Source organism: Cryobacterium sp. TMT1-19, from assembly GCF_004403055.1.
GTDB lineage: Bacteria > Actinomycetota > Actinomycetes > Actinomycetales > Microbacteriaceae > Cryobacterium > Cryobacterium sandaracinum.
Window position 1 is genome coordinate 1 of sequence record NZ_SOHB01000018.1, and the last position, 24,142, is coordinate 24,142.

Here is a 24,142-nt window from a genome sequence, read left to right on the forward strand (position 1 = left end):
TCGGTCACGATCACGCGCACCGCCGGGCGGCGGCCGCCGAAGACCCGGCTTGGGTCGGCCTCGCCGGCGATCTTCAGCAGCTGCACGAGGGAGTCCGCGGCGATCTGTTCGGTCGTGCGGAGGTCGTCTTGCATCTTCTTTGCCCAGGCTGCCCGCTCCGCGTCCACGAATCGCACCCCGCCGCGGCGCGGGCCCGTGATCGAGTCGAACGTGGAAAGCACGAACTCGCCGTCTTCGGGGGCGAAGAGCCCGTTCAGGCGCACGTTGCCATTGCTCAGCCGGTAGACCTTCAGGTAGCGGTCGTCGTGGGCCTGCTTCTCCCGGGCGGCGATGCCGGCCTCATCGAGCAGGTCGCGCATCCGTCTCGCCCGTTTGAAGACCTCGTCGGCATTCAACGTTGACGCCTCGGTGAGGAGCGTCTCGAGGGCCACCCGGAGCTTCTCCGTGGTGACTGCCGCGTCGATCTGGCCGAGCCCGGCCCGGATCGACTCGGCCGCGTCAACCGAGAGCGTGCCGGCGGTCACGGCCCGGGCGATCGGGGCCTGCCACGGCACCCTCGCAACAAACGCCGCGACGTCGACAGCATCGGCGTCGGCACCGGCGTCGGGCGTCGAGAGCGTCGAGAGTGCCTCTTCGACCAGCTTGTCGGCCGCCTCGGTGTCGGCCATCATCGTGCCGACCGCGACCAGCTTGTAGGCGTCACCTTTGGACGAGCCGGTCCACTTCTGGATCAGGGCCTCGGGCGAGAGGAACCCCTGCTGCGCGGCCAGCCCCGAGTGGCCGAGTTCCGGGCGGGAACGTTCGGCGATGGTTGCGGCCATCAACGCGGCATAGGTGTCGAGCAGACGGCGCGCGCAGGCGATCCGCTTCTGGCCGGCCAAAGCCTCGGCGTCGGGAAGAGCCGCGAGGTCGGCGCTCGAGGAGCCCAGCAGGGCGACAGCGTCGGCCGCCTGCCTGAGGTCATCCGCGAGGTTCGTCATGTTATGAGGATACCTTAAGGGGCACATGTAGGCGAGTGTCACTCACTTTTTGTGGATAGCAGTTTCGTATCTTTGTCCAGAAGCGCGGCCGACAGGTCCGCTATCGGAAGGCCTGTGACTTTCGGATGGACCCGTCCGAGTTCTAGCAGACCCAGTCACCCGTGCGCGTGCCGCCCCGCCAGGTTCCCTCATCCATGAGGGTGCCGTTGATGTGCCAGCGTCGCCACGGGCCGTCCTGCTTGCCGGCGACGAAGCTCGTTGACAGTGGCCGTCGCTAGGACCTAATATGGAATCGTTTCCATGGAAACGATTCCACGACTACGCCGGGTACCCGCACGAACACGAAGAGGTGAGAGATGGTTGCCATCACGATCAAGGATGTCGCCGCCCTGGCCGGCGTCTCCGTGGCCACGGCCTCCCGGGTCCTGTCCGGCAGCCCGGCCACCTCGCCCGAGGCTCGGGCCGGCGTCGCCGCCGCGGCCGCCCAGCTCGACTACCGGCCCAACGCCCAGGCGCGCGCCCTGCGCAGCACCCACACCGAGTCCATCGGCCTGCTGGTGTCGGATGTGCGCAACCCCTTCTTCGCCGACCTCGCCCACACGGTCGAACAGGCCGCCCTGGCTGCCGGCTATGTCACGCTGCTCGGCAACGCGAATGAGCGCAAGGAACAGCAGGACCGGTACCTGGACACCCTGATCTCCAGGCGAGTGGACGGCATCGTCGTGGCACCGCTCGGGGACGGCAGCGGCAGCATCCGTTCGCTGATCGAACGCAAGATCCCGACCGTCTTCGTGGACCGCACCGTGGACGGCCTTGATGTGCCGAGCGTGACCACGGATAGCGAAACCGGCATCCGCCAGGCTGTTGCACACCTGGCCGCGGCCGGCCACACCCGCATCGGCTACATCTCGGGCCCGCAGGCCATTTCGACCGGCCGGGACCGGTTCGCCGCCTTCACCCGCGCGGTGGCCGAGTTCGGCCTCAGCCAGGACCCCGAGCTGGTCTACTTCGGCGACTTCCAGGCCGCCAGTGGCTCGGCCGGCGTGCACGCGCTGCTCGAACTGCGCCAGCCGCCCACCGCCCTGCTCGCCGCCGACAGCCCGATGGCCGTGGGCGCGATCGCCATTCTTCACAAGCGCGGGCTGCGTATCGGCAGGGACGTGGCCCTGATCGCGTTCGACGACATCGAGTGGTTCGCCCTGCTCGACCCGGCGCTCAGCGTCATCTCGCACAGTGTCGAGGACATGGGCCGGATCGCCGTGAAGATGCTGCTCGAGGTCATTGGCGGAGGCACCCCCGAGTCGGTGGTGCTGCCCAGCGAACTGATCATCCGGGCGTCGTCCTCGGCGCCCATCTCAGGCGTGCCCGATTCACCCGCAGCCGTTTCACCCGCATCCGGGCCGAGCCCGAGGAAGAACTGACATGAGTCAACAACCACTGGTCACCCTGCAGAACGTGGGCAAGACCTTCGGACCGGTGACGGTCATCAAAGACGTCACCGTCAGCGTCTACGCCGGCAAGGTGCAGGTGCTGCTGGGCGAGAACGGTGCCGGCAAGTCCACCCTGATCAAGATGATGGCGGGGGTGTACCAGCCGGACGCCGGCCACATCGTGGTGGACGGGCAGACAGTCACCCTGCCCACCGCCCGCGCGGCCGAGGAACTCGGCATCGCCACGATCCACCAGGAACTGAACCTCGTTCCCACCATGAGCATCGCCGAGAACGTGATGCTGGGGCGGATGCCCACCAAGCACGGCCTGGTCGACCGCAGCGCCCTGCGCAATCGGGCGCGTGCCGCCCTCGCCCTGATCGGCCTCGACGTCGACGTGGACACCCTGGTCGGCGACCTCGGCATCGCCCGGCAGCAGCTGGTCGAGATCGCCAAGGCGCTCAGCATCAACGCCCGCATCCTGATCCTGGACGAGCCCACCGCGGCCCTGACCCGCCACGAGACCGAGAGCCTGTTCGCCGTGATGACCGACCTGCGCCGCCGTGGGGTGGGCATGTTGTTCATCAGCCACCACCTCGACGAGATCGCCGAGGTCGGCGACACCGTGACCGTGCTGCGCGACGGTGAGTTCATAGCCGAGGTGCCGGCCTCCACCCCCGAAGACGACCTCGTGAAGCTGATGGTCGGCCGCAACATCGAAGACCATTTCCCGCGGTCGGCCGGCGACATGAGCCAGGCGACCGAGATCCTCACGGTCGACAAGCTCACCTCGGCCGGCTCGTTCAGTGACATCAGCTTCATCGTCAAGGCGGGCGAGGTGCTTGGCATCGCCGGGCTGGTCGGCGCGGGGCGCACCGAACTGATCCGCGCGATCGCAGGCGCCGACCGGTACACCTCCGGCACGGTCGCCGTGCGCGGCCGGCAGCTGCCGAACGGCAGCATCCAGGCGGCAATCGCAGCGGGCATCGGGCACGTGCCCGAAGACCGCAAGGGACAGGGGCTGGTGCTCGACGCATCCGTCAACGACAACCTCGGCTACGCCACGCTCGCCGCCACCGCGAAGCTGGGTCTGGTCGACTTCGCCGGCCAACGCAGCCGGGCCGCCGAGGTGGCCATGAAACTGCGCATCCGGATGCACACCATCGACCAGTCGATCGGCGCACTCTCCGGGGGCAACCAGCAAAAAGCCGTGTTCGGCCGCTGGATCATCGCCGCCTCCACGGTGCTGCTGCTCGACGAGCCCACCCGCGGCGTCGATGTGGGCGCCAAGGTCGAGATCTACGAACTGATGAACGCGATCACGGCGGCCGGGGGAGCGATTCTGATGGTCTCAAGTGAACTGCCCGAGATTCTCGGCATGAGCGACCGCATCCTCGTGATGCGCGACGGCCGGATCGCCGGCGAGCTCACCGCCGCCGAGGCCACCCAAGACGCAGTCATGACACTCGCCGCCCGCGATGTCGACGAGAAGTACGAACAGAGATAGGGAAGCCACCATGTCCACCACAACTCTGCCGATGAAGCGCCGCGGCCTCGACTACAAGAAGTTCCTCGCCAACAACGGCGCCCTCGTCGGCCTCGTCGTACTCTGCATCGCCCTGTTCATCGCGACTCCCGACTTCCTGACCGCGCAGAACCTGCTCAACATCGGCATCCAGGTGTCCACGGTGGCCGTGCTGGCCTTCGGGATGACCTTCGTCATCGTGGCCGGCGGGATCGACCTCTCGGTGGGTGCCGTGGCGGCCCTGTCGGCCATGTCGTCGGGCTGGATGTTCGCCAGCGCCGGCCTCCCCGGCTGGATCGCCCTCCTGGGTGGTCTGTTCGTCGGAGCCCTGGCCGGCACCATCAACGGTTTGGCCAACGCCTACGGCAAGCTGCCCTCGTTCATCGCCACGCTCGCCATGCTCAGCGTGGCCCGCGGACTGACCCTGGTCATCTCCGACGGCCGTCCGATCTCGACGCCGGCCGAGGTCTCCTTCCTCGGCGGCAACCTGGGCCCGGTGCCGATGCCGATCATCATCCTTGTGCTCGCCGCCCTGGCCGCTTCCTTCCTGCTCAACCGGACTGTCATCGGCCGCTCGATGTACGCGGTCGGCGGCAACGCCGAAGCCGCCCGGCTGTCGGGACTGCCGGTCAAGCGCATCCTGGTCATCGTCTTCGCCCTGGCCGGACTTTTCGCCGCACTTGCCGGGCTCCTGCTCGCCGGGCGCCTCGACTCCGCGCAGCCGCAGGCCGCGGCCGGCTACGAACTCGACGCCATCGCGGCCGTCGTGATCGGCGGCGCCTCCCTCGCCGGTGGCCTCGGCAAGATCTCAGGCACCTTCGTGGGTGCCCTCGTGCTCGTCGTCATCCGCAATGGCCTGAACCTGCTCAACGTGACGTCGTTCTGGCAGCAGGTTGTGATCGGACTCGTGATCGCCCTCGCCGTGGGCGTCGACGTGCTCCGCCGCAAGACCCGCAGCAGCTGACCAGGCCGGCGGCCGACATCCGTCACCCCCTCTACCTTTCTCCTCACCCATCAATAACCACAAAGGAATACACAATGAAGTCCTCCTCGTTTCGCAAAATCGCGGCGCTGACCGCCACCGCCGCCCTGATTCTGGTGGGCACTACGGCCTGCGGCCGTGGTGGCGGGTCTGAGGCGTCGGGCACCAAGATCGTGATGGCCGTCTCCACCCTAAACAACCCGTTCTTCGTGGAACTGCGCGACGGCGCGCAGGCTGCCGCCGACGAGGCCGGCGTGCAGCTGAACATCGTCGACGCCCAGAACGACTCGGCCACGCAGGCCAATCAGCTCGCCACCGCGGCCTCCGGCAGCACCAAGGCCGTCATCGTGAACCCGGTGGACTCCGACGCCGCCTCCTCCGCCGTGAACGACCTCCTCAGCGCGGGTATTCCGGTCATCGGGGTCGACCGCACGGTCAACGGCGCCGACCTGAACTCACTCGTCGCCAGCGACAACGTGGCCGGTGGCCGTCAGGCTGCCGACGCCCTCGCCGAGGCCATGGGCGAAACGGGCAGCGTCATCCACCTGCAGGGTGTCTCCGGCACCTCGGCCAGCCGTGACCGCGGCCAGGGCTTCGAAGAGGGCATGAAGGCCTACCCGAACATCACCGTGGTTGCCAAGCAGACCGCCAACTTCGACCGCGCCGCCGCGCTCGACGTGACCACGAACCTGCTGCAGGCCAACCCCGGCGCGACCGGCCTCTTCGCTGAGAACGATGAAATGGCGCTCGGCGCCATCCAGGCTCTCGGGTCGCGGGCCGGCACCGAGGTCGCGGTCGTCGGCTTCGACGGCACGGCAGACGGACTCGCCGCCATCGAGGCAGGCACCCTGGTTGCCACCATCGCTCAGCAGCCGGCCGAACTCGGCAAGCTCGCCGTTGAACTGGCCATCAAGGCCATCGCCGGCGACACGATCGAGAAGACCGTTCCGGTCGAGGTCGTCTCCGTCACGAAGACGAATGTCGGCGACTTCGCCAAGTGAGTTACTCCGCCAGCACGGTCGTCGTCGTCGGGTCGATCAACGTCGACCAGCTGATCACCATCGAACGCCACCCGCTGCCCGGTGAGACCCTCATCGGAACGTCGATGGAGTTCCTCCCCGGAGGAAAAGGAGCCAACCAGGCCGTCGCGGCGGCCCAGCTGGGCGCCGCGGTGAGTATGGTCGGCTTGGTCGGCCGGGATCCGCAGGCCGAGGTCGCGACTGCGATCCTGACCCGCTCCGGAGTGAACTTGTCGAATGTGCGCGCGGTGGACGGCCCGACCGGCCTGGCACTCGTCACGGTCGCCGCCGACGGCGAAAACACCATCGTGATCATCCCCGGCGCCAACGCACTGCTGGGCGCGGAGGCCGTTGAGGCCAGCGCGACCGTCATCGCGGAGGCCGCCGTGGTGGTGCTCCAGGGTGAGATCCCCGCGGAGGGCATCGTGGCGGCAATGCGGCTGGCCACCGGCCGGGTGGTGCTGAACCTGGCGCCCGTGATCGAACTGGATGCCGCGAGCATCCGTCGGGCCGACCCGCTGGTCGTCAACGAGCACGAGGCTGCCCTCGTGCTCGCGCAGCTCGCCCCGAAAATGGTCATCCCCACCGAGGACGCTGAGCTCGTCGCCCGGCTCCTCGACTGGGGCGTTCCCTCGGTCGTGCTCACCCGCGGTGCGAAGGGCGCGATCTGCGCCGACCGGGACGGTACCCACAGTCTGGCGTCGCCACGGGTCGTTGCCGTGGACAGCTCGGGCGCCGGCGACGCATTCGTCGGCGCCCTCAGCGCGCAGCTCGCGGCCGGGTCGAGCCTGTCCGAGTCCGTGCGCCGGGCCGTGCGCGTGGGTGCCTTCGCAGTGCAGTCGCGCGGCACGCAGACGTCGTATCCCTCCCTGGCCGACGAGCTGCCGCTGGTACGCGCATGAAGCGCCGCGGCATCCTGAACGCCGACCTCTCCGGCGCCCTGGCCCGCCTCGGGCACACGGATGTCGTTCTCCTCGCGGACTGCGGCATGCCGATCCCGGCCGGCGTTCCCGTGATCGACCTGGCGCTTGTGCATGGTGTGCCGCGCTTCGAGCAGGTGCTCGACGCCCTGCTCGAGGAGATGGTGTTCCAGCGCTGCGTGGCCGCGGAGGAGGCGAAAACCGCCCCCGCCGGGGTCTGGCTGGCCGACCGGTTCGACGCGATCGAGTACATCAGCCACGCCGAGTTGAAGGACCTGTCGGCCTCGGCGAAGCTATTCATCCGTTCGGGGGAGGCGACGCCGTTCGCGAACGCGGCGCTGGTCTGCGGCGTCTCGTTCTAAACGTCTCGTTCCCGAACGAATTGGTTCACACCGAACCCGGTTGAGCTACGGGTGACGGATGCCCCGGCCGGCCAGCACGGCCCGGTAGCCCTCGCGGTAGGTCGGATAGCTGAACGTGAAACCCGTGCCCAGCAGCAGTTGGTTGCGGAGGCGTTTGTCGCCTCCGCGCTGGCTGTCCCGCGGGACGGGCCGAGTGGGCGCAGCAGTCGTTGCGCCGGGAGCGCCGGGTGCCTCGGGCCTAGGGGCCGGCAGTCCAAGCTCCTCGGCAAGGAACGCCAGCACCTCACCGCCGCGCACCGGCGCGCTGTCGACGCCGAGATAGAGGGTCGCCGGTGCTTCCTCCCGCAGCATCAGGTGCACGATCGCGGCCGCGGCATCATCCCGGTGGATGCGGTTCGTGTGGCGGGCCGAGGCCGACGCGGTGGTGCGGCCGCTCCGCACCTGGGTGATCAGGCGCTCCCGGCCGGGGCCGTAGATGCCCGACAGGCGGAAGACGACGGCCGCGGGGATGCGGGCGTGCAGCATCCGTTCGGCCTCGAGCAGAATGGCGTCGGTGCCCGGCCTCGGGTTGGCGGGCGTCTGCTCGTCGACCCAGCTCTCGTCGGACACGTCGTAGACGGCGGTCGACGACACCAGCAGCACGCGGCGGGGCGTGACGCCGGCCTCGTCGAGCGCGTCGAGGAGGTTCTGCAGACCGTCGACGTAGGCCGCCCGGTAGACCGCGGGGCTGGGGTTGCCCGCGGCGATCGCCACGATCACGATCTCGGTGTCGGCCGGCACGACCGGCTTGTGCGCGCTGAAGTCGACGGACTGGCCCTCGATACCGGCGGGGAGAACGGCCGCGTTGCGGCGCAACCCCACCACCCGGTGCCCGAGCGCCGCGAAACGCAGGCCCACCTCCGTGCCGAGGTCCCCGCATCCTGCAATGAGTACCGTCATCTCGCTCCTCTTGTCCGCTTCCAACGCTAGCGGCACTCTCTGAACGCTGACAGTCGGCGCAGTCGGCGCAGTAGGCTCGTGGGGGTGAGCGAATTATTCCGCAGCATGCTGCGTTCCCTGCCGGATTTCCCCATCGATCTGCCGATTTTCGACCCGGCGTCGGCGCCACTCGACCCGGCTGTACTGTTCCGGTCCTGGCTTGATGAGGCCCTGGCGGCCGGGGTTTCCCAGCCGCACGCCTTCAGCCTGGCGACCGTCGGCGCCGAGGGCATGCCGTCGTCGCGCATGCTCATCCTCAAGAATCTCGACGCCGAGGGCTGGCACTTTGCCACCTCGCGGGCGTCGCGCAAGGGCCGGGAGCTGACGGAGCATCCGTTGGCCGCGATGAATTTCTTCTGGTCGGCGCTGGGCCGCCAGGTGCGCGTGGTCGGCCCGGTCACCGAGTTGTCGACGGATGCCTCGGCGGCCGACTGGTCCGAACGGCCCGGCGCCGACGGATCAGAGAACCCCACCTGGCAGCTGTACGCCCTGCGCCCGGTCGAGGTCGAATTCTGGCAGGCCGACCCCGGCCGCCGGCACGTGCGCCACCGCTACCTGATTCCCGCCGAGGGCTGAGCGCGCTGGGGCTGAGGGGGACTACTTCCAGCGGCGGGCGGACCCGGTGAGGAACTGCACATAGCCAACCAGTGACGCGTAGGAGCACAGCACCTGGTCGCCGAGCAGATAGGCCAGGTAGCCGAACCGGTTGCGTCGCACTTCCAGACCGAGCGGACCGAAGACCCGGCGGCTCTGGAACATGCGCAGACTTCCGTAGATCACCAGGGTGATCGGAAGCACGGCCAGCGCCCAGATCGAGACCACGGCTGTGTTGCCGAAGACGGCGAACAGCACGAGGCCGGGCACCCAGAACAGCCCGTCCACTCCTGCATGCGGGTGAGCAGGTTGATGCGGGAGTTGCGCACGAGAACCGCGCCGGCCACGGCAACAGTGTCTGCCGGGGCGGATTCAAGCCGGGAGATCAGGTGGTGCAGGGCCTTCCGGTGCAGCAGCGTGTCCGCGTCGACCGTGATCAGATAGGGCGTGGTCACGTGGGTCAGTGCTGAGTTCAGCGCGTTCGACTTGCCGGGGACAGGTTGCCGCACGACCAGCAGGTCAACGTCGGATTCGATGGCGGCGACGTTGGCGAACCGCGCCGTAGCGTCATCGGAGCCGTTGTCGGCGAGGATCACCGTCACCTCGCCGGCGTAATCGCTCCCGCCGATGCAGCGGATCGTCTCCCGGAGACCGTCCTGCTCGTTTCGGGCGGCCACGATGATGGTCAGGGGGGTGACCGGATCGGGGACCCGGAACGGCGGCTGGCGATCCAGCAGGAGCGACAGGCTCAGAAACGCCACCACGAAGCCAGGCAGGAATGCCACCAGGGAGACGATGATCCACGTCGGCGGTTCGCCGGTCAGGCGGGTCAGGCCCTGGATCCACGGCAGCGAGATCCAAACGGATGCGTCGGTCCAGCTGAGCGCGAACAGAACGGACAGCCAGAACTTCACGGCGACGGAGAGACAGAGCCGGCGCCCGGGCGTCCGGTGGAGGGCAGCGGGCTCAGCGCGCGTTGGCGGCGATGCCGGCGGTGCCGGTGCGGTTGGAGCGCGGTCATGTGAGCCCCAGGTGCGAGCTGTGTGACTCACGGCTGCGGCATCTGGCCCCCGGGTTGTTACTACAAACGTACGCCGCGACGGGCCCGCTGAGGAGTTGCCGAAGACACCAGTTCGGAGAGCTAGAAGTCCTCGTAGGTGAAGGCCTCCTCGGCGAGAAGCTGGGTCCAGGGCTCCGGTCGTTGTGAGCGGACTTGTTGCAGCGTGACGGTCGAGTTCGGGGTGATCAGAAGCGTAGTCAAGAACCCGGCGGAATTGATCACATTGATGAATCCTCCACCGCGCTGCACCGCGTCGGCCACGGAGGTTTTCCATGCTGCCAGGTCATCGTCGGTGTCGACAACGTAACGGTCGCCATTCACGGTCAGACGGTACTCGTTCATGGAAATAGACCCTGTCTCTCAGCGGACCCTGAAGCGCCACGTAGTGGTTCAGCAGAGATCGGACGATGCCCTAAGAATTGGCGTCGGGAAGTAATATATAGCGATCAGTTTGAATTTCAAACTATTTTATGTTGGAAGATGATGCACGTCGTCGATAGGGTGGAGGCGGAAATGTGCCGCAGATCCAGCTGAGTACTTTTCGTTGTTGTCGGGAGGAAACCATGTTCAAGGAAAGTGGCTCCGTCCAGGTTCTCGAGGGTGTTGCTGCTGCGGTGGTCGTTCTGCTTCGAGCGCTGGACAAGACGCGTGCCGGGATGGCGGCGAAGGATGGCTTCACGGGTTCTGAGATACGGGTTCTTTTTCGAATTTCGGAAGCGGGCCGGGTGACACCGAAGATTTTGGCCGGTTCCACAGATCTCTCGATGGGTGCGGTCACCGCGATCTCTGACCGGTTGGTCGCCCGGGATGTCGTGCGCCGAGTTGCCAACCCGGATGACCGGCGGAGCCTGTTCCTGGAGCTGACTGCGACGGGCGGGACGTTGATGGATAGCATCTACGGTGATTTTCGTGCACGGATCGGCGAAGCTCAGAGGAAAATGTCGTGTGCTGAACAGGAACTGCTCGAGGCGCAGCTGCTGAATATCGCTGCGGCGCTCGGCTACGACCTGGAAGAAAGACTTGCTGGAACTCAAATATCGGTTGTGAAGGCTTCTTGAGCCTCCCGTTTCGGACGTGGCGGGGTACGTTCGGTAGATGACTTGGCCACGTCTGAAAAGGAGCAGCAGCGAGAATCGCAGGAGGGATTGCCATGCGTGATCAATTCGCGGTTGCCGAAAAGGCATTGTCCGCTTTGGCAGGTAGCGAGTCCCGTCTGTTCGAGCCGTTCCTGGGGGTACTGCCAGTGGATGGGGTGTCAATCTCGACGTTCGGTGACTTTCTCCCTGATGAGACAATCTCGGCGAGCGACGCCCAATCGATGCGGCTGGACGAGCTGCAATTCGATCTGGGCGAGGGTCCGAGTTGGGATGCTCTAGAAACCGGGGCGCCGGTCTTCGAGCCGAACATTCGCGAACGGCCGAACCGGGTTTGGCCGGCGTTCTCGGAGGCAATCATCGCCGATGATCTGGGCGCGCTTTTTGCTTTTCCTTTGTCGCTGGGGCCGTTGCGCATCGGGGCGATCGACCTGTACACGAGTCGGCCCAGTCATCTCAGTGATCTGAATATCCAGCACACTGCAGCCCTCGCGACCGTCGTCAGCCGGCTCGTTCTCGCTCGTGCCATCCGGCTGTCCCAGAGCGACATTCAGGGTGAAACCGACACGCGCAAACAATTCTCCCGACGTGAGGTGCATCAGGCCACAGGCATGGTGCTGGCCCAACTGGGGATTTCTGCCCTGGACGCCCGTCTGATCATCCAGGGCCATGCCTTCGCCGTCAGCCGATCTGTGCAGGAGATCGCGGAGGAGATCATCGACCGGCGATTAACTTTTGCGGTGAATGAAAACCAGATCGAAGGGTCTCATGATTGATGAAACGAGAGAAGACCGCCTGATCGAAACGTTCGCGACCCTAGCTGACACCCTGGTTGCCGGTTATGACGTGGTGGAGCTCCTCCAGACACTGGTGGAGAGTTGCGCCGGGCTCTTCGATATTGCGGCGGCAGGTATTCTCCTGGCCGACGAAAACGGAGAGCTCGAAGTTGTCGCTTCCACCAGCGAAGCCAGCAGGCTTGTCGAGGTGATGCAACTGAGCGCTCGGGCGGGCCCGTGCGTCGAGTGTTTCATTACCGGGTCGGTCGTGTCCCTGCCGGACGTGGAGGACAGCCCGCTCGCGTGGCGGCGGTTTCGGGACAGCGCCAGGGAGCAGGGTTTCGCTGCGGTCCATGCGATTCCGTTGCGGCTGCGTGAGACTACCATCGGCGCCCTCAACTTGTTGTCCACTGTTCCCGGCGCCCTGCGTCAACAGGATGTGCGCGCGGCCCAGGCGTTGGCCGATGTGGCCACGATCGGGATTCTGCAGGAACGCACGCTCCGAGAAAGCAACTCGGTGCGGGAGCAATTGACGATTGCGTTGAACTCCCGAGTCCTCATCGAGCAAGCCAAAGGCGTGATCTCGCATTCCCGCGGAGTCTCGATGGAGGACGCATTCGCGTTGCTGAGGAATCACGCTCGCAGTAACCACTTGTTGTTGTCCCAGGTTGCTCAGGGGCTGGTCGACCAGACCCTTGTCATCTAGCCGGGAGACCCCCGCGCCTCTCAGAGCGCCTGAATCCTCCAGGAGCGCGAAATTCCCTGCTTGATTTCTGTGACGAACACCCTCTGAAATACGACTACATGTTAAGAGATTCTCGCTGAGGACAGATTCTGTCTCGGCGGGACACGCTCCGATCGCGTCCACTCCATCGATTCTCCTGTGACGCGGCTGAGCGAAGTCTTCCTGACTCTCTGAGGTTCATACCTGTATCAGTAGAGGAGATATCAACATGGCAACGTACGACTCATCCGGTTTGAACATGAATCGAAACATCGACGATCACGGCTCCGATGCTGCGGTATCCGCGGGCGATGGGGCGACCAACCGCCACGAGGTCGCCGGCCGTGATAAGGCCGTCGGCCGCGACGAGGCCCGCTTCGGCGGGATCAAGTGGGGATCGGCCTTCTTCGGCTGGCTCACCGCCACCGGGACCGCGGTGATCCTCACCGCCCTGTTCGCTGCGGTCGGAGCCGCAGTCGGCCTGGGCGGGGCCGATTCCACGGACCAAGCTGCCGGAACTGCTGCCGAGAACGCCGGCACCATGGCACTGGTCGGAGCGATTGTGCTCGCGGTTGTGGTCTTCGTGTCATATTTCTGCGGCGGCTACGTCGCCGGTCGGATGGCCCGCTTCAACGGAATCAAGCAGGGAATCGCGGTCTGGGTCTGGGCGATCGTGATCGCTGCCGTCGCCGGGATCCTCGGGGTCATTGCCGGCGGTGAACTCAACGTTCTGGGGAACCTGAACAGCTTGCCCAGCATCCCGCTCAATCCGGACGGTCTCACGGCAGGCAGCATCATCACCGCGATCGTCATCGTCCTGATTAGCCTCGTCGGCGCAATCGTCGGCGGACTCGCCGGAATGCGGTTCCACCGCCGCGTCGACCGCGAAGCACTCGGCCGCTGACGTCCAGCACCTAACACCCATATCCAACACCTGCACCGGGCGGCTGGGCGGGCGCAGGTCTGCCCAGCCGCTACCGCACTCTCGTACCCAAAATTTTAAACAGAAATGAGACCGCCATGGCTCGCCTGCTTAAGTACATCCCCGTAATCCTGACCGTGGTCACCAAGTACCTGCGCAGCCCGCAGGGGAAGGCCGCGATGCAGAAGGTTCGCTCGTCGCGCCGCCGGCCGAAGAACGTCGGCAGTACCCGCCCGGGATACTAAAGAAATCCGTCTGCGCCGCGACCACCGGCCCTGCACCTGGCAGACGCCGCTGACGGTGACGAAAACTGGGAAGATGCTGAGACAGTCGACAGCGGTCGGCACTGGAGCATCGCTGGCGCCACCCCGGTAGGACCGGTCGACGGCTACTGAGTCCTTGATGCGAGGGGCCTGACAGCCGTGAGGGATCGTGGATTTGGGTTCGCGGCGGTTGTCCGCGCGGTCTGGCAGTGACTCTCCTCGAACGAATTCGACGGAGATTCGCCCAAATCGTCCCCGCAATACTCCGAAAAGCAGTTTCAGACCAGAATCTCCGTCGAATTGGTTCAACACCGGACACGGCGCTCCGCCTGGGCTCAGCCGCGTCCACTCGGTGCAGTCNGCTCCGCCTGGGCTCAGCCGCGTCCACTCGGTGCAGTCAGCTCTGACTTTCCGGGAGCGACTCCACCAATCGAATAGGGTCCGCTCACCTACGCCTCGGTCACCTGGCCGTTGTCCACCCGCCAGTGCCGGTCCGTGTGCACGTTGGCCAGCATCCGTCGGTCGTGGGTGACCAGCAGCAGCGTGCCCTCGTAGGACTCGAGGGCCTGCTCGAGCTGCTCGATGGCCGCCAGGTCGAGGTGGTTGGTGGGCTCGTCGAGCACCAGTAGATTGATGCCGTGCGCCTGCAGCAGCGCCAGGCCTGCACGGGTGCGCTCGCCGGGGGAGAGGTCCGCGGCCGGACGGTTGACGTGGTCGGCCTTGAGGCCGAATTTTGCGAGCAGGGTGCGCACCTCGGCCGTGGACAGATCGGGCACGAGTTCCTCGAAGCTGGTGGCGAGGGGCCGGGTGCCATCGAGTTGGGCCCGGGCCTGGTCGATTTCGCCAATGCTGACGCTGGCACCGAGGCTGGCCGTGCCGGCATCCGGAACCTGATGCCCCAACAGCGCGCGCAACAGCGTGGACTTGCCGGCCCCGTTGGGCCCGGTGATGCCGATGCGCTCACCCGCGTTGACCTGCAGCGACACCGGGCCGAGGGTGAAATCGCCCTGGCGGAGCACCGCGTTGCTCAGCGTGGACACCACCGAACTCGAGCGGGGCGCGGACCCGATCGTAAAGTCGAGCTGCCACTCCTTGCGCGGCTCGTCGACCTCCTCGAGGCGCGCGATGCGGCTCTCCAGCTGCCGCACCTTCTGCGCCTGCTTCTCGCTGGATTCGGCGGATGCCTTGCGTCGGATCTTGTCGTTGTCGGGTGCCTTCTTCATGGCGTTCCGCACGCCCTGGCTTGACCATTCGCGTTGGGTGCGGGCCCGGCCCACGAGGTCGGCCTTCTTCTCGGCAAACTCGTCGTAGTGTTCGCGCTTGTGCCGGCGGGACGTTTCGCGCTCCTCCAGGTAGGAGTCGTAGCCGCCGCCGAAGACCCGGTTTGCCCCCTGGACGAGGTCGAGTTCGAGCACGCGCGTCACGCAGCGCGCCAGGAACTCACGGTCGTGGCTGACGAGCACGACGCCGCCGCGGAGGCCGGTGACGAAGGACTCCAGGCGTTCCAGGCCGTCGAGGTCGAGGTCGTTGGTGGGTTCGTCGAGCAGAACGATGTCGAAGCGCGACAGCAGAAGGGCGGCCAGTCCGACCCGCGCGGCCTGCCCGCCGGACAGAGACGTCATCAGGGTGTGCTCGGCGAGCTCGGTGGCGAAAGTGAGACCGAGGCCGGCGAGCACCACGGGCATCCGTTCATCGAGATCGGCGGCGCCGCTGGCCAGCCAGCGCTCGAGGGCGGCCGAGTACGCGTCGGCCGGGTCGAGGCCGTCGGGTCGCGGGCTCGGTGATGCATCGCCGAGAGCGGATGCCGCGTCGTCTATCTCGTGGGTCGCCTGGGCGCAGCCGGTGCGCCGGGCGATGTAACCGGCCACGGTCTCACCGGGCACACGCTCGTGCTCCTGCGGCAGGCAGCCGACGAAGGCATCGGCCGGGGCGAGGCTGACGGTGCCGGACTGCGGTTCGGCCAGGCCCGCAAGCAAGCTCAACAGCGTGGACTTGCCCGATCCGTTCACACCGACGACACCCACGACGTCGCCGGGCGCGACGGTGAGGTCGAGGGAATCGAAGAGTGTGCGGTGCGCGTACCCGCCGGTCAGGCCCTTGGCCACGAGTGTTGCGGTCATTCGTCTATTTTCTCAGACTGGCACTGCGGTTGCGCGCGTCACGGCGTGTTGCGAAAGTCGTCAAGAAGAGCGGCTCGACGGGTGCCGACGGATGCAGACGGCGGCTCAGGCTGGTACCGGTTCCGCCTGCCGACGGGTCCGAGCGGGCGCCTGTGCTCGGGCTCTGGACGGAGCCTGAGCCTGACCCGGAACAACAACGGCGTCAGCGGCAGCCGGCACGAAAGCCTGAGCCGAAGTCGCAGCGGGGGCGAGGGTGAGGATTCGTTCCAGGAGCAGCGTCGCGGCGTTTCGCCGGATGGACAGCACGACCCGGGCCTCGTGCGGATTCTGCCCGGCAGGCCCCGCGGTGACAGGCCCCCCGGCCCCCGCCTCCACCTTGGCGAAGTGGGTCTGGCCGTGGCGCGGGCCGGCGCTCATGTCCACGCAGATGCGCAGGGTCGGCGCCCGCTCGGCCTCAAGAGCGCCGGTTGCGAAGGCCGCGGCGATGGAGGTATGCAGGGCGAAACGCCGCGTGCTGAACTGCGTGCCGCACTGCGTCAGGCAGGTGCCGAGCATGGCGGCCAGTGCCTGCTGGGTCAGCCCCGAGGCCGAGGCGAGTGCCCGCCGGTGGGTCTCGTCGAAGGTGTGCGGCGCCGTCGCGTCGAGCGGGACCACGGTCACCGGCCAGCTGGCCGCGAAGACGTCCGCGGCGGCCGTGGGGTCGGCGGCGATGTTGCCCTCGGCGAATTTGCCGACGTTGCCGGGCGCGAAGACGGCGCCGCCCATGATGGTGACGCGACGCACGAGCCGGGGAAGTTCCGGGTCGAGGCAGAGGGCCTCGGCCAGGTTCGTCAGCGGGCCGACCGCGATGACCTCCAGTTCGCCGGGATACTCGTGCGCCAGCCGGATCAGCAGCTCCGTGGCGCTGTCGTCGACTGGGTGCCGCCGCGAGCGGGGCAGCAGCACGTCCCCGATCCCGTTGCGGCCGTGCATGTGGGCGGTCCCGCGCCGGGAGATCCCGCTGACGGGCTCCCAGACGCCGACGGCGACCGGGATATCGTCACGCCCGGCGGTCGCGAGCAGGCTCAGGGTGTTCGCCGCGGCGACGGCCGGGTTGACGCATCCGCTCACCGTGCCGATCCCGACCAGACGGATGCCCGGTGTCGCCAGCAAGAACGCAAGCGCCATCGCATCGTCGATCCCGGTGTCGCAGTCGAGGTAGATCGGGCGGGGGTGGGGAGCCGTCGTGGGAGTCATCGTTGACCATCCGTTCTCATCGTGCTGGTTCAGGGGTTCAGAAGTGGTGCGGGAGTTCATGCGGCGGGGCGCAGAATCAGGGAGGCCAGGAAGGATGCCAGGGTGAGGCCCGCGGAGATCCACAGGGCCGTCTGGAAGCCGGCGACCGTGCCCGCGGCCACGACCGGGGCGACGAGGGCGATGCCGATGCCGATGCCGATGCCGAAGCAGGCGCCGTTCAGGCCGGGCAGGGCCCCGCGGGCCTCGGGCGGCGAGTTGAGCACGGAGACGCCGTTGACCGAACTCTGGAACAGGCCGAGGTAGAAGACGCCCATCACGATGAGCAGGCTGAAAACCAGCCAGCGGTCCATCGCGAACACGGCCAGGCCGACCGTGATCAGGGTGATGACGCCGCTGCTCAGCCGCAGCGCGGTGATCCAACCGATCCGCACGGCGATCCAGCCGGAGAAGATCGCCGCGGTGACGCCGACGAACGCGGTCGGGGTGAGGTAGAGCAGCGCCGACATCGAGGCGGAGAGCCCGTAACCCACCTGATTGTTCTGGCTGAGCAAGACCACGGTGAAGTTGAGCGCGGAGAAGACCCCGGCCAGGGTGAGCACCGTGGACAGCAGGAGCGGCCACACCTGGCGGGAACGCAGCGCGTGGATGGGAATGAGCGGCCGTCGGGTGCGCCTCTCAACGAGCACGAAGACGACCGCGCTGACGACCGCCCCGACGAGGTAACTGAGCGTGAGCGGGTCGGCCCAGCCTGACGACGACGCCTGCGAGATCAGGCTCGTGAGCAGCACCAGAAACAGGGACAGGATGCCGGCACCCCACCAGTCCATTGACCCGTCCTGGGTGCGCGGCTCATCCTGCGAAATGAAGAGTGCGACGCAACTGATTGCGACCAGCCCGAGGCCGAGGGTGATCACGAAGAGGAACCGCCAGCCGATGGTGTCGGTCACGAAGCCGCCGAGGAAGCCGTCGACGCCGAACAGGCCGCCGTTGACCGAGGTGATAATGCCGACCGAGATGCCGAACAGGCGGCTGTTCAGGCGTTCCGAGAGTAGGAGGAAGGAGATCGTGAAGGTGGCGTTGGACGCGCCCTGCAGCACCCGGCCGAGCAGCAGCAGTGGGAGGCTCGGTGCGAGGGCGCAGATGACGGTGCCGATCAGCAGCAGCGTCAGTACGATCACGAGGCTGCGCTTGCGGCCGAGGAAATCGCTCCAGCGGGAAAAGACCATGCCGAAAACGGCGCCGGAAAGGAAGAACACCGACTGCACCCGGGCGACATCCTGCATGCTCTCGCCCAACTGGGCGCCGACGACTGGCAAGGCGGCGGAGAGGAGGGTGGCATTCAGCTGGAACGTCAGGATCGCCAGGACCAGCGTGCCGATCAACACCCCGGGAGCCCGGGGAGCGCGGGCGCGCCCCATTACGGGAGCGGCTTCGGAGGAAAGCACGAACATGACATGACTCCTTCATTGGAGCAAACACAAGGTCGACACGCTCAGTGTACATGCTTGTTATACAAGTGCGTGAGATCACACGATAGGCTCGACTCACCGACCAGGGGAGAACGAATGGATCGACGCACGGAGGCGGCCCTGGCAGGTCCGCTCGAGACCAATGGAAGTCTGCCGCTGCGGGTGGCGGTGTACTCGCGCATCACCGAGGCGATCCGCAACGGATCCCTGCCGATCGCCTCCCTACTCCCATCGGAGTCCGAGCTCGGCACGGCGATGGGCGTCAGCCGCACGGTCGTGCGGGAGGCCCTCATGCTTCTCGAGGAGGACCGCTTCGTGCGCTCGCGCCGGGGCATCGGGCGCTTCGTCGCCGACCGGCTGCCTCACCTCGGGCTGCAGAAGATCCGTCCGATCGAGGAGCTTCTCAGCGAGACCGGACCGACCGTGCACGTTCGCCGCACCCAGACTGCGCTGCAGTCCGCGTCGCCCGCGTTCACTGCGGACGCCGTCGGCATCCGCACCGACGAGGCCTCATGGTTTCTCGAGAGCGTCATCACCCGGGAGGGTGCACCCATCGCCCTGATCCAGGAGCACGTGCCGGGAGATCGCCTGAGCCGGCTCGGCGAGGCGGCGGTGGCGGCCGTGTCCGAGGCAGGCGTCGACGCGAACGCCCAGGGTGACGCGGGAGATGCGGGACACAGTGCGCTCGCCGCGCTGATCGCGGTGCTCGGTCCGATCTTCGGGCCCGGCGAAACCGACATCACGCTCGGTGTTCCCGGTGCCACACGCGGCAAGCTGCTCGGGCTGCCGGCCAGCAGTCCGGTGCTCATCCTCACCCAGACTCTCGACCACGACGGGCGCCCGTTCTATCTCTCGAAGGCCCTGATCAACACCGACTTCGTGCAGCTGACGATCAGCCACGCGGTGCAGTCCTGAGCCGGGCCGCTACCGCAGCGCCGAGATAGTCATCGAGATCGCCTTGAAGTTCGCGATCCGCTGCTCGTAGCGGGCCGCGAGCACGATCAGGATGACGCCGCCCACGCCCAGCCACAGCCACCACGGCACCGCGCCGTAGGCCAGCGAGATCCAGGGCCAGAGCTGCGCGACCGCGTGCAGCATCAGCACGATCGCGCCGATCACGAACGGAGCCTGCAACTTGCGCACGGCACCGACCACGATCACCACGGTGGCAATGAGGCCGAGGCCCAGCACCCGCCAGAGCGGGCTCTCGGTGATGTCGAGCAGCACAGACGGAACGAGCAGCACGAGCAGCCCGGGAGCAAGCCAGCGCCGGCTGCGCGCGGCCGGCGTGACGTCGAGGTGCAACCAACCGGTGGCCAGCAGGGCGATGGCCAGAGGAACGCTCACGATCTCCACCGTGGCCGGCGCCGCGTACGCGGACCCGGCGACCACGGCGCCGCCGCCAGCCCCGATTGCCACCCAGGCGACCATCCGGCCCAGTCGGCTGTCGTCGTACCAGAACGCCGCCAGGTGCAGCGCGGAGAAAGTCCAGACGAGCAGGATCACCCGGATGGTCGCCAGCGGCTCGTAGCCGAGTGCGGCCACCTCGGCCGCGAGAACCCCGACGATCGCCAGGACCAACAGGACGTAACCGAGGCGCAGCGTGGGGGCATCCGTCGCTTCGCCGCGGCCCGGGCCGGTACCCTCATCGGTGCGCCGGGTGACGGTGACGAGACCTGTGCCGACGGCCGCCAGGATCAGCGCCGAGGGCAGCAGCCATGCCTCGAGCCGGGTGTCGGGGCCGTTCGGCGCGAGCTCGAGCAGCGGCTGGATGCGGGATGCGGCCGTGAGCACAACCGTGAGCGCGCCGACGCCGAGGGCCGGCCAGGCGAGGGATTCCCAGCGCGGCCGGACCAGGAGGAGCGCCCCGCTGACGGCGGACGCACCGCCGATGGTCAGGGCCAGCACGGGGCGGAGGAGATCGCCCGTGCCGCCGACCACCGCGCCGGGCAGCAGGGCCAGGGCCAGTCCGGCCGTGATCCAGCGGGCCCGCACGGCGACCGGCGCCTCGGTGTCGGCCGGTCGCGCGCGCCCGGCGAGCACCTGGCCGACGACGATAGCGAGGCCGAGCGGCACGGTCACGAACTCGAACGGTTCGGTGGCTTGCGTCCCCACGGCGCTCACCAGGGCGAACCCGGCCAGCCCCGCCGCAACCCAGCCGACGGCCATGGTCAAGGGCGCGCGCAGCCGCCACGCGGCCAGCACGTGCACGACCCCGAGGGCGAGCACGAGAACGGATGCACGCACCGCGGTCACGGCGGCGTCATCGGTCATATCGGCCCCGGTGAAGGCGGCAATCTCGGCCGTCGTCACGGTCGCCAGCGCCAGCACGAGCAGCGTGATGCTCGCGATGGTGCGCGGACGGAGGGTCGCGGGGTCGGTGCGGGCGCCGATCAGGAACGCCCCCGCCGCCGCGGCAGCGAGCGGGAACAACCAGCATTCGAGCCGCGCATCGGGTGCGCCGGGTGCGCCGAGCACGCGCATCAGCTGCACGATGCTGGTCACCAGGAGCCCGATTGCTCCGCTCGTCCAGGCGGCGGCAAGGTACGCCGATCGTGATGGCCCCCAGCGCGCGGCGGCAGAGCCCAGCAGCAGCACGCCGCACGCCGCGGCCATGACGATCGGACGCGCGGGCGAGCCGGAGGCCGAGGCGAGCGCCAGCGGCACGATCGCCACGAGCAGGCCGGCCAGGGTGAGCAGCGCCGCGGCCGGGCTTGCCGCTGCAGCCCGAGGGGTGCGGCCGAACCGGCGGATCAGCACGGCCAGGACCAGCAGCATGCCGGCGACCGGGAGCACGTACGGCTCAGGGGCCTCGGTGCCGACGTGGTTCAGCCCGACCCAGAGGCCGGCCGTGCCGAGCAGCAGGGCGAGCCAGCCAAGATGGCGTCGCGGTGACCGGGAGCCGAAGAGCCCGTCCGGGGCGATCGCCGTGACGAGGGCGGTCGCGCCGACCAGCAGCAGCACGAGCCAGGCGAGGGGGCTCCCGGCGGCGAGAGTCAGGAGAGTGCCGGGAACCAGAATCAGGCCCGCGCCGGCCTCGAGGGCGAGCCGGTCCGTCCGCCCTTGGGTGTTCGAGGCCGTGTCACGTGCCCCCACCGTGTCGAGTACGAGGCCGAGGGCGCAGACGAGTAATGCCGCGGTCGCGACGGCGATGCCGTCCACGGGCGTGGGGGCATCCGTGGTCTGCCGCACGGACCAGATCAGCGCGAGCAGCGTTGGCGCGGCTGCGCCGAGGGCCACGACACGCTCGATCCGTGCGGTGCCGGAGTAGACGTGCAGCCGCAACCAGATTCCGATGGCGCCGAGCAGGATCACCGTGGGCACGACCGCCACGGCGGGGGAGCCCAGCAGCAGCGCGGCGCGAACGCCGGCCGGCAGGGTCTCCGCGAGACCGGTGACCGGTAGGGCGACGCCCGCCACGGTCGGGGCCAGCAGCGCCCAGAATGCCCAGCGGCGCTCGGTGTCGGTGAGGATGCGGCCCGCGGGGAATGACACCGCGAGCTGCAGCAGGGCGGTCGCGAGTGCGAGGGCGCGCAGGCCGTCGACGATGAGGGCCGTTTCAGAGGGTGGGGCCGCCAGCGTCAGGGCCCACGGCGTGACGACGGCGGCGACGAGCGTGAGCAGGGTGGCCCCGGCCAGGAGGATGCCCCGGCCGACGGCGGCCGTGCCGCGACCAAGCAGCAGCCGGGCGACGAACAGCGCCAGAATCGCCGAGACGGAGCCGATCCACCAGGTGCTGCTGCTGTGCCAGCTGATGATGTAGCCGAACGTCTCGGCCAGGATCAGGAAGGGCACGATCACGGGCCGGAATGTGCCGAGCGGCAGCCGACCCCGGCGGTTCAACAGCAGCACGACCAGCGCGAGCGTGCCGAGGAGCGCGTAGAGCCCGGTCACCACGGCGAGCGGGCCGATGAAGGGCACCAGGAACACCGTGACACCCATGAACAGCGAGGCGACCACCCTTCGACGGGGTTTCAGGATGCCGCCCAGCGCCCAGGTGAGACCGGTGAGCCCTCCGACGGCGGCCAGGGTGCCGAGTGCCCAGGCGTTGTGTGCCACGTTCACTTCCATCGGCTCGTCGCTGGCGGCAAGCCCGCTCAGAAGTGCGACTCCCAGCGGCCAGGCCGCATAGCCGACGACGAGGATCGCCGCGTTTGCCGCGACCACGGCGGCGGTCACCCCGGCCCAGATCGCGGCCAGGCGGGTCGGACCCACGGCACGACGCCGCGCGTAGAGTTCGGCGGCGAGCGAAAGCGCCGCCGCGATCAGGATCGGCAGGATCAGCATCAGGGTCAGATTCTCGGCGCGGCCGGCCCCGATCGGGGCGATGGTGGTGACGGCCAGGGCGGCGAGGGCGGCCAAGCCGTAGGCGAACCCGCGGTAGCTCGCCGCGGCATCCACCCGAGGCAGGATCACGAGCACGTGCAGCAGGGCCGCGACCGCGACGGCGCCCAGGGTCCAGAGCGGGGCGAGCACGATGGCCTCGTCGACGAACGGGGCGGTGGTGCCGGCACCGACCAGTGCGAGCGCGGTCAGCACGAGGAGGGCCAGGCGCTCCGGTGCACGATCGACCGACGGCCAGTAGCGGTGTCCCGCGCCAGCGGCCGGTGCGGCCGGTGCGGTATGCGCATCCGGTGCGGCCGGCACGGCGGCCGGGCTCGGCAGGGTGAAACGGTGGAGCAGCGCACCCACCGCGGCGCCCAGGAACCCGAGGTAGAGGCGGGTTTCGTCCGGCTGTCCGGCGGCGAGACCGGCGACGAGCAGGCCGAGTCCCGGTGCGGCGACGGCGAAACCGGCCACGCTGGCGACCCGGAGTCCGGACACCGCGTGCCAGCCGAGGAACAGCGCGGTGCAGACCGTCAGCGTGACGCCCCAGTAGGCCGGGCCGTCCGCGGAGGCGAGACCGAACAGGTCGTTCGCACGCAGCGCCCAGGCGTCGAGGAGCACGAGCACCACGGCGAGCACGCCGATTCCCTCCGACGTGGCGACGAGCCGTCTGCGCCGCAGAACGCCGGATGTGACGAGCGCGGCGACGGTGAACAGCGCGATGATCGCCGAGCGCGCCTCGAGTCCGGCGAAGATCCAGGCCACCGTGAGGAAGAAGATCGCGGCCACCGAGACCAGAGTCACACCGACCAGGAGTAGCAGCACCTGCACGCTCGAGCGCCGCGGAGCGGCGGGAACGGACTCCGGGGCTGGCGGGCGCGCGCCGGCCGGCGGTCGGGGAGGCGTGAGTGTGGGCGCGGTGGGCGCGGCGGGCGGGATCGCGAGCCGGGGTGGGGTGACCGGGGTGGCCGGAGCGACTGGAGTGCTGAGCGCTGCGGTGGCAGCCGGGGCGCTGTCGGCCAGGCGCTGCGCAGCCGTCCGCGCTTCGGCGAGGTCGAACCGGATACGCCCGATCAGTTCCCGGCGGCGGTCGAGCGAGGCGGCGGCATCCGTCGATGCGGTCAGCACCTGCACCGCGGCCGGGTGCCGGAGGTCGAGCCCGCAGCTCGAACAGACGGAGGAATGCAGCAGGGCGCGGCACGCCGGGCACCGGGTCGTATCGGTGAGTTCGGCCGCACTCCGCGGCCAGATGACAGTGCCCGCGAACTCCGCAAAGGAGTCGTCTGAATCGGTCCGTGACATCGTTGCCCCTCGCTGGATGAGAACTCCCCCAAGGGTACTGGCCGGCCGTCCCGACCGGTT

22 protein-coding genes are annotated in these 24,142 nt (G+C 68.2%); 13 read left to right on the forward strand and 9 right to left on the reverse strand.

Going from position 1 to position 24,142, the window contains the following annotated elements; translation table 11 throughout:
* Window positions 1-980, reverse strand: a 980-nt coding sequence (locus E3T40_RS04255) for a DUF222 domain-containing protein (RefSeq protein WP_166786577.1), incomplete at its 3' end; no start/stop codon positions are given.
* Window positions 981-1,336: 356 nt separating this feature from the next.
* Between E3T40_RS04255 and E3T40_RS04260 the strand changes: the two genes are divergently transcribed.
* The 6 genes from E3T40_RS04260 (at window position 1,337) to rbsD (ending at window position 7,218) form a co-directional block, all read left to right on the forward strand.
* The gene (locus tag E3T40_RS04260) at window positions 1,337-2,401 is read left to right on the forward strand and encodes a LacI family DNA-binding transcriptional regulator (protein ID WP_104170702.1); all 1,065 of its coding nucleotides are present in this window, start codon (window positions 1,337-1,339) and stop codon (window positions 2,399-2,401) included.
* A 1-nt stretch (window position 2,402) separates the two neighbouring features.
* Window positions 2,403-3,917, forward strand: coding sequence for a sugar ABC transporter ATP-binding protein (locus E3T40_RS04265; RefSeq protein ID WP_104170701.1), 1,515 nt, complete (start codon window positions 2,403-2,405; stop codon window positions 3,915-3,917).
* A 10-nt stretch (window positions 3,918-3,927) separates the two neighbouring features.
* Window positions 3,928-4,899: an ABC transporter permease gene (locus tag E3T40_RS04270; RefSeq protein ID WP_134542766.1), complete on the forward strand. Its 972-nt coding sequence runs from the start codon at window positions 3,928-3,930 to the stop codon at window positions 4,897-4,899.
* Window positions 4,900-4,973: 74 nt separating this feature from the next.
* Window positions 4,974-5,918: a substrate-binding domain-containing protein gene (locus E3T40_RS04275; RefSeq protein ID WP_104194279.1), complete on the forward strand. Its 945-nt coding sequence runs from the start codon at window positions 4,974-4,976 to the stop codon at window positions 5,916-5,918.
* On the forward strand, window positions 5,915-6,838 hold the full coding sequence (locus tag E3T40_RS04280) for a ribokinase (RefSeq protein ID WP_104170698.1): 924 nt from the start codon (window positions 5,915-5,917) through the stop codon (window positions 6,836-6,838). The genes E3T40_RS04275 and E3T40_RS04280 overlap by 4 nt, the downstream gene beginning before the upstream one ends.
* Window positions 6,835-7,218, forward strand: a complete 384-nt coding sequence (gene rbsD / locus E3T40_RS04285) for a D-ribose pyranase (RefSeq protein WP_104170697.1) — start codon at window positions 6,835-6,837, stop codon at window positions 7,216-7,218. The genes E3T40_RS04280 and rbsD overlap by 4 nt, the downstream gene beginning before the upstream one ends.
* Window positions 7,219-7,263: 45 nt before the next feature.
* Here the strand turns inward: rbsD and E3T40_RS04290 are convergent, their stop codons facing one another.
* Window positions 7,264-8,157, reverse strand: a complete 894-nt coding sequence (locus E3T40_RS04290) for an NAD-dependent epimerase/dehydratase family protein (RefSeq protein ID WP_134542767.1) — start codon at window positions 8,155-8,157, stop codon at window positions 7,264-7,266.
* 84 nt (window positions 8,158-8,241) lie between these two features.
* Between E3T40_RS04290 and E3T40_RS04295 the strand changes: the two genes are divergently transcribed.
* On the forward strand, window positions 8,242-8,772 hold the full coding sequence (locus E3T40_RS04295) for a pyridoxal 5'-phosphate synthase (RefSeq protein ID WP_104170695.1): 531 nt from the start codon (window positions 8,242-8,244) through the stop codon (window positions 8,770-8,772).
* Between the two features lie 21 nt (window positions 8,773-8,793).
* On the opposite strand, the gene E3T40_RS04300 is transcribed toward E3T40_RS04295, so the two are convergent.
* From E3T40_RS04300 to E3T40_RS16290, 3 genes are all read right to left on the reverse strand, one after another.
* Entirely contained in the window at window positions 8,794-8,994 is a 201-nt protein-coding gene (locus tag E3T40_RS04300; RefSeq protein ID WP_146067630.1) for a hypothetical protein, read from the reverse strand.
* Window positions 8,973-9,704 (reverse strand): glycosyltransferase family 2 protein, encoded by a 732-nt coding sequence (locus E3T40_RS16285; protein WP_166786578.1) that lies wholly within the window; start codon window positions 9,702-9,704, stop codon window positions 8,973-8,975. The genes E3T40_RS04300 and E3T40_RS16285 overlap by 22 nt, the downstream gene beginning before the upstream one ends.
* A 227-nt stretch (window positions 9,705-9,931) precedes the next feature.
* The gene (locus E3T40_RS16290; RefSeq protein ID WP_158250226.1) at window positions 9,932-10,192 is read right to left on the reverse strand and encodes a hypothetical protein; all 261 of its coding nucleotides are present in this window, start codon (window positions 10,190-10,192) and stop codon (window positions 9,932-9,934) included.
* A gap of 173 nt (window positions 10,193-10,365) precedes the next feature.
* Between E3T40_RS16290 and E3T40_RS04310 the strand changes: the two genes are divergently transcribed.
* The 5 genes from E3T40_RS04310 to E3T40_RS16295 all read left to right on the forward strand — a co-directional run bounded on the left by E3T40_RS04310 (window position 10,366) and on the right by E3T40_RS16295 (window position 13,611).
* Window positions 10,366-10,908, forward strand: a complete 543-nt coding sequence (locus E3T40_RS04310) for a MarR family winged helix-turn-helix transcriptional regulator (RefSeq protein ID WP_134542770.1) — start codon at window positions 10,366-10,368, stop codon at window positions 10,906-10,908.
* A gap of 92 nt (window positions 10,909-11,000) precedes the next feature.
* The gene (locus tag E3T40_RS04315) at window positions 11,001-11,720 is read left to right on the forward strand and encodes a GAF and ANTAR domain-containing protein (protein ID WP_134542771.1); all 720 of its coding nucleotides are present in this window, start codon (window positions 11,001-11,003) and stop codon (window positions 11,718-11,720) included.
* Window positions 11,713-12,426 (forward strand): GAF and ANTAR domain-containing protein, encoded by a 714-nt coding sequence (locus E3T40_RS04320; RefSeq protein ID WP_104100070.1) that lies wholly within the window; start codon window positions 11,713-11,715, stop codon window positions 12,424-12,426. Before E3T40_RS04315 ends, E3T40_RS04320 begins: the two co-directional genes overlap by 8 nt.
* Before the next feature lie 247 nt (window positions 12,427-12,673).
* Window positions 12,674-13,348 (forward strand): hypothetical protein, encoded by a 675-nt coding sequence (locus E3T40_RS04325; RefSeq protein ID WP_134542772.1) that lies wholly within the window; start codon window positions 12,674-12,676, stop codon window positions 13,346-13,348.
* A gap of 116 nt (window positions 13,349-13,464) precedes the next feature.
* The gene (locus E3T40_RS16295; RefSeq protein WP_158250227.1) at window positions 13,465-13,611 is read left to right on the forward strand and encodes a hypothetical protein; all 147 of its coding nucleotides are present in this window, start codon (window positions 13,465-13,467) and stop codon (window positions 13,609-13,611) included.
* Window positions 13,612-14,078: 467 nt separating this feature from the next.
* On the opposite strand, the gene E3T40_RS04330 is transcribed toward E3T40_RS16295, so the two are convergent.
* The 3 genes from E3T40_RS04330 to E3T40_RS04340 form a co-directional block, all read right to left on the reverse strand.
* Complete coding sequence (locus E3T40_RS04330) at window positions 14,079-15,749, reverse strand: ABC-F family ATP-binding cassette domain-containing protein (RefSeq protein ID WP_134542773.1); 1,671 nt, start codon at window positions 15,747-15,749, stop codon at window positions 14,079-14,081.
* A gap of 105 nt (window positions 15,750-15,854) precedes the next feature.
* Window positions 15,855-16,985: a nucleoside hydrolase gene (locus tag E3T40_RS04335; RefSeq protein WP_134542774.1), complete on the reverse strand. Its 1,131-nt coding sequence runs from the start codon at window positions 16,983-16,985 to the stop codon at window positions 15,855-15,857.
* 56 nt (window positions 16,986-17,041) lie between these two features.
* Window positions 17,042-18,436 (reverse strand): MFS transporter, encoded by a 1,395-nt coding sequence (locus E3T40_RS04340; RefSeq protein WP_134542775.1) that lies wholly within the window; start codon window positions 18,434-18,436, stop codon window positions 17,042-17,044.
* 114 nt (window positions 18,437-18,550) lie between these two features.
* Here E3T40_RS04340 and E3T40_RS04345 point away from each other — a divergent pair, with 114 nt between their 5' ends.
* Complete coding sequence (locus E3T40_RS04345; RefSeq protein ID WP_134542776.1) at window positions 18,551-19,369, forward strand: GntR family transcriptional regulator; 819 nt, start codon at window positions 18,551-18,553, stop codon at window positions 19,367-19,369.
* A gap of 9 nt (window positions 19,370-19,378) precedes the next feature.
* Here the strand turns inward: E3T40_RS04345 and E3T40_RS04350 are convergent, their stop codons facing one another.
* Window positions 19,379-24,082, reverse strand: coding sequence for an SCO7613 C-terminal domain-containing membrane protein (locus E3T40_RS04350; protein WP_134542777.1), 4,704 nt, complete (start codon window positions 24,080-24,082; stop codon window positions 19,379-19,381).
* Between the last annotated feature and the right edge of the window lie 60 nt (window positions 24,083-24,142).